Raw genomic sequence first — 12,255 nt, 5'->3', positions numbered from 1 at the left:
CCCAAATAGGATGTAAAATCCTGCCGTCACCGGATCACATGCGCGATGCGACGTTTTCCCAGTTCACCAGCTTGTCGAGGAAGTTCGACAGGTAGACCGGGCGCTTGTTGCGGAAGTCGATGTAGTAGGAGTGTTCCCAGACGTCACAGCCCAACAGAGCGGTCTGGCCGAAGCAGAGCGGGTTCACGCCGTTTTCGGTCTTGGTCACTTTCAGCGCGCCATCGGTGTCTTTCACGAGCCAAGCCCAGCCTGAGCCGAACTGACCAGCGCCAGCGGCGGCGAAGTCTTCTTTGAATTTGTCGACGGAGCCAAAGGATTCGACGAGCGCTTTTTCAAGCTCACCCGGCATGGATTTCGCGCCCGGGCCCATCATTTCCCAGAATTGGGTGTGGTTCCAGTGCTGCGACGCGTTGTTGAAGATGCCGTTTTGCGCGACCGCATTGGCATCGTAGGTGCCTTTGACGATCTCTTCGACCGACTTGCCTTCCCACTCGGTGCCCGCGATCAGCTTGTTGCCGTTATCGACATAGGCTTTGTGGTGGATGTCGTGGTGATACTCCATCGTTTCCTGGGACATGCCAAGATCGGCCAGAGCGTCGTGTGCATAGGGAAGATCGGGAAGTTCAAAAGCCATTGGGGCCTCCATTTGTCAGCAGTGATGCGTTTCAGGTCTGGGGTATAGGTGATCCGATGGCGGGCTCGGGTCAAGGGCGAAACACTGGAATCGTTCCAGAAAAGCTGAACAGCGGGTGTTCGCCGCTGTCCGCTTGAGTGCCCTTCCCCTTGACCACCGGTCAGTTGCCGTCCGGCAAATCGATCTGAATTTCCGGCTCATCGCCAATCGGCGGCACATCCCCGCCGGTGAAAAGATAATAGGCGATCCCCAGCACCAAAACGAGGATCGCGCCCACCAAAATGCCAAGCCCGGTATTGCCACCGCTTTTTTCGCCACTCATGTCTTTCTCCTTTAGTCTGGGCCTTCACAGGCCTCTCAAAAGAGAAACGATTGACGCAGGGATTGGTTCCAAATAGGGCGTTTATGAAAGATCAATGAGAAACATTTAGATTTTTCTGAAGATGATCCATAGACTTAGGGATCAGACGACAAAGTTCTTTTTCAGAAGAGAAAGCAATGAGCTACACCAGAGAACAGTTTGCCTTGGATCTGCGCCGAGAGTGTGTTGATGCGGTCGTAAGGTCATCCGAACAATCGTTACAAAACCCTCCGGGGCGCAAACCCGCGAAGCGACTTGTCACGCTGTCTAAATGGTACAGGTCTCTGGACGAGGAGCAACAACAAACCTGCCGTCAGCTCATGGAGTACATTGCCGAAGCCTCGCTGTTTTCAACCCTAACGGTGCTCGATGGCGCGTCGCTTATCGCCGAGGACTTACGTGACGCCGATCTTCGACTGACCCTCGAGAAGGACGGCGAAGAGCTTTTGCTGTCCAGCAGTGAACACAGCGCCGATCTTGGAAGCGACCTGCATGAATTGATGTTCCCTTCTCCGGAATAAATCTCCCCCACGAGCCATTCGGTCACACCCACGTCATAAGGGGTTTCGCAAAGCCCGTCCGCCGGATACACCTTCCGAACGGAAACTCTTTGACGGACCCTGACATGACCTTTTGGATCATCGCCACTGCCATCGCCATCTTGTCCGCCACGCCTTTGGCGCTCGCGTTGCTGAAAGCGCGCGGGATCGTGGCCGACAGCGCCTCTGCGGCGGAGATCGAGATGAAGGTCTACCGCGACCAGCTCAAAGAGGTCGATCGCGATGCGGCCCGCGGCGTGATTTCCGAAGAAGACGCCAAACGTGCCCGTGTCGAGGTCTCCCGCCGCCTGCTCGAGGCCGACAAAGCGCGTGAGACCAAAGCGAAAACCACCACCGCAGCCCCGATCTGGGCCGCAGTCGCGCTTGGCGCCGTCTTGATCGGTAGCGGGCTCTGGCTCTACAACGATCTCGGCCAGCCAAAACGCGAAGACCTGCCGCTGTCGTATCGCCTTAAGGTGGCTGAAGAGATCCGCGCCAACCGCCCGTCTCAGGCCGAGATCGAACAGACCCGCCCCTCTTCGCCGCCCATCCAAGAGCCAGACGAGCGGCTCATGACCCTCGTCGGCCAATTGCGCACGGCGCTGGAAACCCGCCCGGACGATCTTCAGGGTCACATTCTGCTCGCTCGCAACGAGGCCGTGATCGGCAATTACGACCGCGCCTATGCCGCTCAGCAAGAGGTGATCCGCATCAAAGGCCCCGGCGCCACCGCCGACGATTTCGCCGATCTCGCCGATATGATGATCCTCGCCGCCGGAGGCTATGTCTCACCCGAGGCCGAAGAAGCCCTGTCCAAAGCCCTGAGCCGCGATCCGCAAAACGGCACGGCGATCTACTATTCCGGCATGATGTTCGCCCAAAACGGCCGACCCGATATGACCTTCAAACTCTGGCGCCCGCTGTTGAATTCCTCGGCCGCAGACGACCCTTGGGTGCCGCCGGTCCGCGCCCAGATCGAAGCCGTCGCCCAGGCCGCAGGCGTGCGCTACACCCTGCCACCTGCCCCGATGGAGAACGGCCTGCGCGGCCCCACCCAAGAGGACATCGACGCCACCGCCGGGATGACGCCAGAAGAGCGTCAGGACATGATCCGCGGCATGGTCGATGGCCTGTCCGCGCGTCTCGCCAACGAAGGCGGCTCGCCCGAGGAATGGGGGCGCCTGATCTCGTCGCTCGCCATGCTGGGCGACACGGATCGTGCCCGCGCGATCTGGAACGAGGCACAGGTGATCTTTGGCCCCTCGCCCGAGGCGCTGGCCGTGGTGCGTCAAGGCGCCGAACATGCGGGACTTGTGGAGTGAGGACAGACGAATGAGCGCGCTGATCACCGATGACATCGCAGAATTTAACGCCTCCCTGCCGCCGATGAGCGCCTTGGCCGGGCTGGATTTTGGCGACAAAACCATTGGCGTTGCGATCTCCGACCGGCTGCGCTCGGTCGCCACGCCCACGGAGACAATCCGGCGCAAGAAATTCACCCTAGACGCTGAGGCTTTGCTGAAACTCCTGACCGCACGTGAAGTCTCCGGCATCGTCTTGGGCCTGCCCCGCAACATGGATGGCTCCGAAGGCCCGCGTTGCCAGAAAACCCGCGCTTTCGCCCGCAATCTGGGCCAGTTGACCGATCTGCCGATCACCTTCTGGGACGAGCGCCTGTCGTCCGTCGCCGCCGACCGCGCCATGTTGGAGGCCGACATGTCCCGCGCCAAACGCGCCGACAAGATCGATCAGGTCGCCGCCGGCGTGATCCTGCAAGGCGCATTGGACCGCTTGAGGAACCTGTGATGGCCACTGCCACGTCGGGCGCCAAAATCGAAAGCCCCTGCACCAATGTCTGCAAAATCGACCCGGACACCCGGCTCTGTCTGGGCTGCGCGCGCTCGATCGACGAAATCTCGGCCTGGTCACGGATGACAGCGGAGGCACGTCGCGTGATCATGGCCGAACTGCCGCAACGCGCGGAAAATCTCAAACGCCAGAGGTGAGTATTTTTGCAGCAAAGGAGACGGCGTTTCCTTTGTGCTTCAAATACTCAAGCCCCCTCACCCCATCAGCGCCTTGCGCAGCATATTGAGCGCGACAAGGATCAGAAAGCCACCAAACACACGTTTCAGCGGTTTCGGGTCCATGGCATGGGCGATTTTCGCCCCCAAAGGCGCGGTGATCAGCGTCATGCAAATCACCAAGAGGAAGGCCGCGATATTAACGGCACCGACGGTAAAGGGCGGCGTCACCTCGGCAGGGAGATTGACGAAGAGAAATCCGATCACCGACGGAATGGCGATGATCGCACCAAAGCCTGCGGCGGTCGCGACCGCGCGATGGATCGGCACGCCGTAAAGCGTCATGGTCGGCACCCCGAAAGAGCCGCCGCCAATGCCCATGAGCACCGAAAGAAAACCAATAAGCGGCGAGATGATGACCCGCATGATGCCTTTCGGCATCTCGGAACCCAACCGCCAGGCGGAATTGCCAAAGGCCATGTAAAGCCCGATGAAAATCGCGACACCGCCAAAGATCATCTGAAGCGTGGTCGAGCGCAGGCTGGAGGCGACGAGCACACCGATCACGGCGCCCACGACAATCCCTGGCGCAAAGCTTTTCAGGATCGGCCACTCCACCGCGCCCTTTTTGTGGTGCGACAGGACGGAACGGATCGAGGTCACGATGATGGTCGCCAAGGAGGTGGCGAGACAGATTTGCATGAGCTGCGGACTGTCGTAGCCCAGCCCCGCAAAGGCGTAATAGAAGGCGGGCACGAGAACGATGCCGCCTCCGACGCCCAAAAGACCGGCCAGAATGCCCGCAAAGGCGCCGATGACGGCGATCAGGGCGGCGAAAGGGAGAAGTGTCGAAATATCCATGACGCAAAGCGTTAACGGCAAAACGCGCCCTTGAGAAGAGTGAGAAGAGCGCGTTTTTGGATGGTGTCGCCTGCACTTATGCTCAAAGTTCGACCACGACCCGGCCTTTCACGCCGCCTTTGAGGATTGCCGCCCCAAGCGCGGGCAGGTCTTCGAGCGTCGCGGGTTTCACCATCTCTTCGAGCTTCTCCATCGGCAGGTCCGTGGCGATGCGGGACCAGCCACGCAGACGGTTCTCTTTCGGCTGCATCACGGAATCGATGCCCAAAAGGTTTACACCACGGAGCAAGAACGGGATCACGGAGGCCGGAAGGTCCGCACCGCCTGCAAGCCCGATCGCGGCGACAGAGCCGCCGTATTTCATTTGCCCCAGCACCCGCGCCAACATTGATCCCCCAACAGCGTCGATACACCCCGCCCAAGTCTCAGATTCGAGCGGGCGTTTGACGGTCTCGCTGATGTCGTCCCGCGCGACGATCTGTGTGGCGCCAAGCGATTTGAGATAGTCGGCACCCTCGGGACGCCCGGTGACGGCGGCGACCTCATAGCCCAGATGGGCGAGAATGGCCGTGGCGACAGAGCCGACGCCGCCAGAAGCCCCCGTCACCAAAACCGGACCTTTGTCAGGTGTCAGACCGTGATCCTCCAGCGCCATCACCGCGAGCATCGCCGTGAACCCCGCCGTGCCGACCGCCATGGCCTGACGCGTCGAAAGACCGTCGGGCAGCGGCACGAGCCAATCGGATTTGACGCGGGCCTTTTCGGCATAGCCCCCCCAACGCACCTCGCCGACACGCCAACCGGTGAGCACCACCTTGTCGCCGGGCTTGAAGTCCGGGCTTTCAGAGGCCTCCACCGTGCCCGCGAAATCAATGCCGGGCACATGCGGATAGTTGCGTACGAGACCGCCGCCCTTCGGCGAGAGGCACAGCCCGTCTTTGTAGTTGAGCGTCGAATACTCCACCCTCACCAAGACGTCGCCCTCAGGCAAATCGGCCTCGGAAATCTCTTTGATCTGCGCTGTGGCCAGACCATCGTCATTCTGTTCCATCATCAGGGCACGCATGGGGTCCTCCTTCTCATCTTGCACTTTTTTCAAACCTGCCCCATAAATGTCAGACAATTCATATCAGTGGCAAGTCAAATGTCAGACAATTTATCAAACCCTATAAAACAAACGGATTTATCCGCCGCTATTGCTGAGCGCATTCGACAGGACATCCTGAGCGGGGCTTTGGTGGCCGATGACCGCCTGCCCTCCGAGTCTGAGCTGTCCGAGACCCATGGCGTCTCACGTGCCACCGTGCGCGAGGCCTTGAAACGCCTGGCTGCGCAAAGCCTGATCCGCACCAAACGCGGTGCCACCGGCGGGGCCTTTGTCCATCGGCAGAGTTTTGAGGACGCCTATACGCAGATGGCGTCAAATGCCACGCTACTTATTACACTGAATGAGGTGGATATCACCACCGCCTGCGAAGCGCGGTTTGCCTTGGAGAGAGGCTGTGTGCGGCTGGCGGCCAAGCACCGTCAGGACCACCACCTCGACAAAATGCGCGCCGAAATCACGCGGCAAAAGGACCCGGATTTGTCAGATGAAGCCTTTTGCGCCTCCGATGTGGCCTTTCACCGAGCTTTGGTGGATGCGGCGGGCAATCCGGTGCTGTCCTGGCAACTGTCCGCGGCGGTCGAGGGGATTGAGCCGCTGATGAACATGCTGACCTACCGCCAACGCGACCGCGATGCGGTGATCTCATTACATGAGGCGATGGTGGAGGCTTTGGAGGCGCGTGTCGGAGCGCGGCTTGAGATTTTGATGGATTATCTGCGGGATCAGACGCTTCGGACGGCCTTGAGTTAAGGTCTGGAACAGGCCTGCTCATAATTTGATCAAATTATGGCACACACCGCCCGTCCCGCCCGCTTCCGCTCCAACTCACGGGAATCTTGCTTGCAAAGGCTCAAACGCCTGATAGCGTCATTCACCAGACATGATCCATTTTCAGGGAGATGACATGACCATGATGAAAACCCTTTTGGGCGGCGCAGCGCTCAGCATTCTCGCGGCGGCGGCTTTCGCCGAAGATCCGGAGCTTTTGGTGTTCGATTACTCGGGCTTCGAAGCGCCTGAATTCCACACCAAATACGCCGAAAAGAATGGTGTTCAGCCGTCTTTCGCCTTCTTCGGCGAAGAAGACGAAGCGCTTCAGAAACTCGTGTCGGGCTTCAAGGCCGACGTCAGCCATGTCTGCGCGGGTTCCGTGAAGAAATGGGAAGAAAGCGGCATTCTCGAGCCGTGGGACACCGCGAAGATCACCGAATATGCCAAGCTCGACAGCAACCTTCTGGGCTCTGACGTGGCCGCCGCGAGCGCCTATTTCATTCCGACCGATTTCGGCTCGACCGCCATCGCCTACAACACGGACGAAGTGCCGGCCGAAGCTGTCGCCTCTCTCGAGGTGTTCAAGAACCCGGAATACGCGGGCCGCATGACATTGCCGGACAACGTCGACGACGCCTATGCGCTGGCCTATCTGGCGACCGGCACGACGGATTGGACCACCGCGACGGACGAACAATTCGAAGCAGCGTCGAACTGGCTGCGCGAAGTGCACCCGAACCTGCGCACCTATTGGACCGACCCGGCGGAATTGGCACAGCTTATGGCGACGGGCGAAGTTTTGATTTCCTGGGCCTGGAACGAAACCTACCCGACGCTGGTCGAAGAAGGTTTCCCGGTGGGGTTCCAGCGTGAAACCACCGAGGGCTCCTCGCTCTGGCTGTGCGGCTACGTGAACCTGAAAGATGGCCCCGGATCGGAAGAGAAAGCCTATGACTATATCAACGGCTTCCTCGACGCCTCCAACGCCTCTGTGCTGATGGACGCGGGCTACGGCATCTCGAACACCGAAGGTCTGGCGACGCTGGGCGAAGAGGCACTGGTTGCGGGTGGCCTCGAGCCGATCGACGTGCCGGTTCTGGCCCAGCTGCCGATGTCTGTCGAGCTGCGCGAAAAGCAGTCCGAAGAGTTCGAGAAGATCAAAGCCGGGTTCTAAGGCTTTACGATCGAACCGAAAAGGAAGCGCCGCCCTGTCAGCAGGGCGGCGTTTCGCCTTGTATCACCACCCCTTGAAACCCCGCCTCCCATCGCTTACATGTGGGATGTCGCTTCGGCGACTATGGACATAAACGCGCTCGTAATAAGCGGATCGGACCCGGGGGCGGTACCCGGCGTCTCCACCAAATACCCCTCTTCGGTTCTCGTTTGGGACCGGCAAGAGATTGGATCATGGGGACGAAATAGGATCGACGGACGTCTAAAGGGGTTTTGCTTTGTCTCGGTGAGATACCACCGTTATCGGTTCACTTAAGCTAGTTGCAAACGACAACAAAGCTCCGATGGCTCTCGCAGCGTAAGCTGTGCGAAATATCGAAATCTAAGCCCTTTCGCCTAGCAGCGTAAGGCGGGGCCCGCAGGAGCCTGGCAACAGAATCCTGCACCTTTCCCCCCTGTCGCATGTGAGATGGACGCAAGATTTTTTGCGCTGGCAACCAATCCTTTAGATTTTGGGCGTATCCCATAGGGGCAACGCATCAAAATGAATGGGCGACATCGTGACCGGGCTCGAAATTCTCACCTCGTGGTATGAAAAAATCTGGGTTGAAGGCGATCTCGAAGCCGTCGCCGAGTTTTTCGATGTCGAGGCAATGGCCAGCGGCCTGATGACCGATTTCGCTGCCCAGATCGAAGATTTTCAAAGCCTCGTCCCCGCCGTCCTTCACGCTGTGCGCAACGTGAGTTTCAGCATCGAAGATTCGATGGAAATGGACGACCGCGTGTGGGTGCGAATGACGCTCCATGCGCAAAAGGCCTCCGATATGTCGCCGATTCACATTCCCGGACAAGTGATGATCCGGCTGAGAAACGGCAAGATCATCGAGGCCCATAACAGCTATGATTTCGTCAGCTATTTCGAACAGATGGGCAATTTGCCCAAGGATTCCATCGCGCTCATGCTGGCGGGCGAAACTCTGAGCTGACAGTCTTAGCTAACAGTTTACGGCTGACAATCTTCGCCTGAAAACACGTCAACGCCCCCCTCCTCCCAAGCTCTCGTTCGGTTTCCCTTGCCAATTCCGAAATTTGATCAAAAGTAGGCAGGCGGGATCGCGTGTCGGCACCTTTTCGGGCCCCCACGGTCGTGGCCCGTTTTCAAATAGGTGACATATGAAACTGACCGCTGCTTTTTCCGGAGCGCCTCTTTTGCTCTCCCTGTCTCTTGCCCTCGGCACAGGGCTCGCCGCCCATGCCGACGAAGAGGCCCCTTTGCCGAAACTGGGCCCAAACGCCACCCCGGTGACCAAGGCCACAGACTATCTGCGGAGCACGCCTGCGCCGGACTACTGGGCCTTCGCGCCCTATGTGAAACCGCAATTTACCACCTCCGCCTGCGGCGTGGCCACAGTGACCGCCGCCGTGAACGGGCTTGCCGGCCTGCCCGCCAATGCCGAAGACACGGTGATGACCCAACCCGATCTCTTGGAGGCCGTCGGCGACGCCCATTGGTCTGAGATTTCCGCCGAGGGTGGTGATGGCGTCATGTTCGACGATCTCGTCACCTACGCCACGGCGGCCCTGCCGGTTGCGGGCCTTGAGAGCTACGGTGTGACGGCGTTCAAACCGACGGACGCCAGCGAGGCGACGTTAGAAGTCATCCGCACTTGGTTGATCCAAAACGAAGAAAGCGCCGACGACGCGCTCATGGTCTATTTCAACCAAGGCGTCGTGACCGGCGATTGGGACGGCCCGCATGTGTCGCTGATCGGCGCTTATGACGCCGCCAAGGATGAGGTGCTGATCCTTGAGGTCGATCAGGAATGGTACATCCCCTATTGGACGCCGACCGCGGTGCTGATGGAGGCGATGCTCAAACCGACCTCTGAGGAACATGGCGTCCTCGAAGGCCAGACCGGCGGCTTTGTCCGTCTCGCGCCACAGAGTTAAAAGTTGAAGGCTAACGCTTGACCCACAGGCTGGGGCGGCTACCAAGACAGCAAAGGTTCCCGACCGAGGCTCTCCCATGTCGCCCCAGCCCGTTCCACATCACCCGGATTTTTCGGCTTTCCTGAAAACATTCGCCCGGATCGGGCTTTTGTCCATTGGCGGCCCCGCCGCACAGATCGCGGTGATGCATCGCGAATTGGTCGAAGACCGGCGCTGGCTTTCTGAGGACGGGTTTCTCTCTGCGCTCTCCTTTTGCATGATGCTGCCCGGTCCCGAGGCGATGCAGCTCGCGACCTATGCCGGTTGGCGCCTGCGCGGCGTGCCGGGCGGCGTGATTGCGGGGCTGTTTTTCGTCACCCCCGGCGCGCTCGTGATGCTCATGCTTGCCGCGCTCTATGCCCATTTCGGCCACCTCCCCGCCTCAGAGGCGCTGTTTGCCGGGATCAAGGCCACGGTGGTTTTGGTCGTCATTCAAGCCCTGTTCCGATTGGGCAAAAAGGCCCTCGGCACGCGGAGCCGCTGGATTTTGGCGGTGTTCTCCTTTGCGCTGATCAGTTTTTTTGCAGTCCCTTTCCCGCTGATCGTTCTGGGGGCCGCCCTCTATGGCGCACTGACAGCCAAGGCCACGGCACAGACCTCCAACGCCCCAAAAGCCAAACATCTGCCCCGCACACTGGCCATTTGGGGCGCGCTTTGGGCCGCGCCCTTGATCGGGCTTTGGCTCGCGGGGCAAGAGCGGCTTTTGGCGATCGCTTTGTTTTTCTCGAAACTCGCGGTCGTGACCTTTGGCGGCGCCTATGCGGTCTTGGCCTATATGTCGCAAGAGGTGGTGCAAAACCACGGCTGGCTGACGCCCGAGGCGATGCTCGATGGCTTGGGGCTGGCCGAAACCACGCCCGGACCGCTGATCCTTGTGACAGAGTTCGTAGGCTACATGGCCGCGACACCTTTGGGGATCTTTGGTGGCATCCTCGGCGCGTTGGTCACGCTTTGGGTGACCTTTATTCCTTGTTTTCTATGGATTTTCGCAGGCGCGCCTTACATCGACTGGATCGCCACGCGGCCCAGATTAGATGCCGCGCTCAAGGCCGTCACTGCCGCCGTCGTCGGTGTGATCGCCTCGCTGTCGTGGTGGTTTGCGTTGCATGTGCTCTTCACCCGCGTCTCTGTGCAAAGCCTCGGGCCGTTGCGACTCACCCTGCCCGATCTGAACAGCCTGTCGCTCGAAGCGGTGGCGCTCGTGACCCTTGCGGCCGTCCTGCTCTTTGTGCTCAAACGCGGCCTGATGGTCACGCTAGCCCTTATGGCCTTGGCCGGATTGGCACTGGGCGCGGTTGAGGGCGCGGTTGAAATCGGTGCGGTTTAGATCGGCACAATGTGAGCCCCTTCAAAGGCCTCTTCCCTCTGCCACAGAATCCCTTATGCTGCGAGGAAGGGATAAGGAAAGGACGCTCGGATGGCCAAAACCATCGATTATGGCAACCTCATGCACGACGCCATGCGCGGACTGATCCGCAAGGTGCTTGATGGCGTGGCCAAGGACGGCCTGCCGGGGGATCATCATTTCTTTATCACCTTCGACACGATGCACCCGGATGTGGAGCTGGCCGACTGGCTGTCGGATCGCTACCCCGAGGAGATGACCATCGTCATCCAGCATTGGTTCGACAATCTCGAGGTCTCCGACGACGGGTTCGCGATCACGCTGAACTTCGGCGACAGCCCGGAGCCTTTGTACATCCCTTATGACGCAATCCGCACCTTCGTGGACCCCTCGGTCGAGTTTGGCCTGCGGTTCGAGACGCAGGAGTACGATGTCGAGGAAATGGACGAGGACGAGATCCCGCATGACGCCGAGGTGACCTCTTTCGAACCGAAAGACGAGCCGGAGAAAAGCAGCGGGCCGAAAGAGGCAGAGATTGTCTCTCTGGACAAGTTTCGCAAATAAATCTCTCGTTTTGGGTCATTCCAGAACATGAAAAAGCCGCTCCCTTGAGAGCGGCTTTTATTGTTTTTGCGTGATATGTCTCAGAATTCTTTGCCGATCATACGATCAAGCGACAGTTTGCCCCCGCCAAACGCCGCGATGATCGCCGCGCCAGCAAACCAGAATGTCGAATTGAATTCGGCCTTGAGCTGGACCTGATGCAAGAACGCGGCACCGCCGTCCCCAAGCAGACGCGCCTGTCCCTGAGCTGTCAAATAACTCGTATGTTCCGTGAGAAAGGCCACGCCTTCAGGCGTCAGGAACGCATCACCATAGGGGTGCGACATGTGAAACCACAGCGTCACGAGCAACATCACAGTGTTGATCAAAGCAATCGGACGGGTGACCAGACCCACAGCAATCATGGCGCCACCAAAGAATTGCAAAATCGCCAAAAGCGGTGAAAAGAACCAACCGGCGGGCAGCCCAACCACATTTTCGACAAATCCCACCTGCCCCATCGGCGCGGTGATTTTTGGCCACCCCTCGACCATCAAAAGGCCGCCGATGATCACGCGAAATGCCAACCAGCCAAAGGGCTGCGCAAAACCGTGATAGAACGAAGCGAGAAACGGAAGGATCAATCGCTCGCGAGGTCCCGACGTCATTTCCTGCATAATAAACTCCTGAAAACGTACACTTAAGGCGCATTTGGGACGAATTGCCGCGCGCCTGACCGCCGCATTGGTACCCGGTGCGCCAAAGCTGTGGCAATTCTTCGTTGTACTCAAAGATCAGCCTACCCCATGCGCATATTTGAACAATCATTGCGCATTTGCCCACTAAAATCACAAAGGCCTGAAACGACGTCATCCGCCGCGTGCCTGCAGCGTGCCCGCAGTATGAA

Annotated in this window: 15 protein-coding genes and 1 other RNA gene; 11 read left to right on the top strand and 5 right to left on the bottom strand. The window is 59.2% G+C overall.

Annotation, left to right across the window (positions count from 1 at the left end; genetic code table 11):
• Window positions 1-34: 34 nt before the first annotated feature.
• Window positions 35-634, bottom strand: coding sequence for a superoxide dismutase (locus tag ACN0X0_RS04905; RefSeq protein WP_417261122.1), 600 nt, complete (start codon window positions 632-634; stop codon window positions 35-37).
• 160 nt (window positions 635-794) lie between these two features.
• Window positions 795-956 carry a hypothetical protein gene (locus ACN0X0_RS04900; protein WP_417261123.1) on the bottom strand — a complete coding sequence of 54 codons (162 nt, stop codon included), beginning with the start codon at window positions 954-956 and terminating at the stop codon, window positions 795-797.
• Between the two features lie 176 nt (window positions 957-1,132).
• On the opposite strand from ACN0X0_RS04900, the gene ACN0X0_RS04895 reads away from it, so the two are divergent.
• From ACN0X0_RS04895 to ACN0X0_RS04880, 4 genes are all read left to right on the top strand, one after another.
• Window positions 1,133-1,516 (top strand): hypothetical protein, encoded by a 384-nt coding sequence (locus ACN0X0_RS04895; RefSeq protein ID WP_417261124.1) that lies wholly within the window; start codon window positions 1,133-1,135, stop codon window positions 1,514-1,516.
• 104 nt (window positions 1,517-1,620) lie between these two features.
• Entirely contained in the window at window positions 1,621-2,856 is a 1,236-nt protein-coding gene (gene ccmI, locus ACN0X0_RS04890) for a c-type cytochrome biogenesis protein CcmI (RefSeq protein ID WP_417278257.1), read from the top strand.
• Window positions 2,857-2,866: 10 nt separating this feature from the next.
• A complete protein-coding gene (gene ruvX, locus ACN0X0_RS04885) occupies window positions 2,867-3,340 on the top strand; it encodes a Holliday junction resolvase RuvX (RefSeq protein WP_404815022.1) in 474 nt (157 codons plus the stop codon).
• Complete coding sequence (locus ACN0X0_RS04880) at window positions 3,340-3,540, top strand: DUF1289 domain-containing protein (RefSeq protein WP_417278256.1); 201 nt, start codon at window positions 3,340-3,342, stop codon at window positions 3,538-3,540. The genes ruvX and ACN0X0_RS04880 overlap by 1 nt, the downstream gene beginning before the upstream one ends.
• A gap of 57 nt (window positions 3,541-3,597) precedes the next feature.
• Here the strand turns inward: ACN0X0_RS04880 and ACN0X0_RS04875 are convergent, their stop codons facing one another.
• Entirely contained in the window at window positions 3,598-4,419 is an 822-nt protein-coding gene (locus tag ACN0X0_RS04875; protein ID WP_417278255.1) for a sulfite exporter TauE/SafE family protein, read from the bottom strand.
• Window positions 4,420-4,501: 82 nt separating this feature from the next.
• The gene (locus ACN0X0_RS04870; protein WP_417278495.1) at window positions 4,502-5,473 is read right to left on the bottom strand and encodes an MDR family oxidoreductase; all 972 of its coding nucleotides are present in this window, start codon (window positions 5,471-5,473) and stop codon (window positions 4,502-4,504) included.
• Window positions 5,474-5,563: 90 nt separating this feature from the next.
• Here ACN0X0_RS04870 and ACN0X0_RS04865 point away from each other — a divergent pair, with 90 nt between their 5' ends.
• The 7 genes from ACN0X0_RS04865 to ACN0X0_RS04835 all read left to right on the top strand — a co-directional run bounded on the left by ACN0X0_RS04865 (window position 5,564) and on the right by ACN0X0_RS04835 (window position 11,369).
• Window positions 5,564-6,277: a FadR/GntR family transcriptional regulator gene (locus ACN0X0_RS04865; protein WP_417278254.1), complete on the top strand. Its 714-nt coding sequence runs from the start codon at window positions 5,564-5,566 to the stop codon at window positions 6,275-6,277.
• Window positions 6,278-6,431: 154 nt separating this feature from the next.
• Window positions 6,432-7,472: an ABC transporter substrate-binding protein gene (locus ACN0X0_RS04860; RefSeq protein ID WP_417278253.1), complete on the top strand. Its 1,041-nt coding sequence runs from the start codon at window positions 6,432-6,434 to the stop codon at window positions 7,470-7,472.
• A gap of 69 nt (window positions 7,473-7,541) precedes the next feature.
• Window positions 7,542-7,918: a transfer-messenger RNA gene (ssrA, locus tag ACN0X0_RS04855) on the top strand.
• A 101-nt stretch (window positions 7,919-8,019) separates the two neighbouring features.
• Window positions 8,020-8,457, top strand: coding sequence for a nuclear transport factor 2 family protein (locus ACN0X0_RS04850; protein ID WP_417261131.1), 438 nt, complete (start codon window positions 8,020-8,022; stop codon window positions 8,455-8,457).
• 187 nt (window positions 8,458-8,644) lie between these two features.
• Entirely contained in the window at window positions 8,645-9,421 is a 777-nt protein-coding gene (locus ACN0X0_RS04845) for a phytochelatin synthase family protein (RefSeq protein ID WP_417278252.1), read from the top strand.
• A gap of 76 nt (window positions 9,422-9,497) precedes the next feature.
• Window positions 9,498-10,787 (top strand): chromate efflux transporter, encoded by a 1,290-nt coding sequence (chrA, locus tag ACN0X0_RS04840; protein WP_417278251.1) that lies wholly within the window; start codon window positions 9,498-9,500, stop codon window positions 10,785-10,787.
• 90 nt (window positions 10,788-10,877) lie between these two features.
• Window positions 10,878-11,369, top strand: a complete 492-nt coding sequence (locus tag ACN0X0_RS04835) for an SspB family protein (protein ID WP_417278250.1) — start codon at window positions 10,878-10,880, stop codon at window positions 11,367-11,369.
• A gap of 80 nt (window positions 11,370-11,449) precedes the next feature.
• Here the strand turns inward: ACN0X0_RS04835 and ACN0X0_RS04830 are convergent, their stop codons facing one another.
• On the bottom strand, window positions 11,450-12,025 hold the full coding sequence (locus ACN0X0_RS04830) for a DoxX family protein (protein WP_417278249.1): 576 nt from the start codon (window positions 12,023-12,025) through the stop codon (window positions 11,450-11,452).
• Between the last annotated feature and the right edge of the window lie 230 nt (window positions 12,026-12,255).

The organism is Celeribacter sp., assembly GCF_048270365.1.
GTDB lineage: Bacteria > Pseudomonadota > Alphaproteobacteria > Rhodobacterales > Rhodobacteraceae > Celeribacter.
The sequence above is the reverse complement of the archived record's forward strand: the minus strand, read 5'-3'. Positions and strand labels throughout refer to the sequence as shown.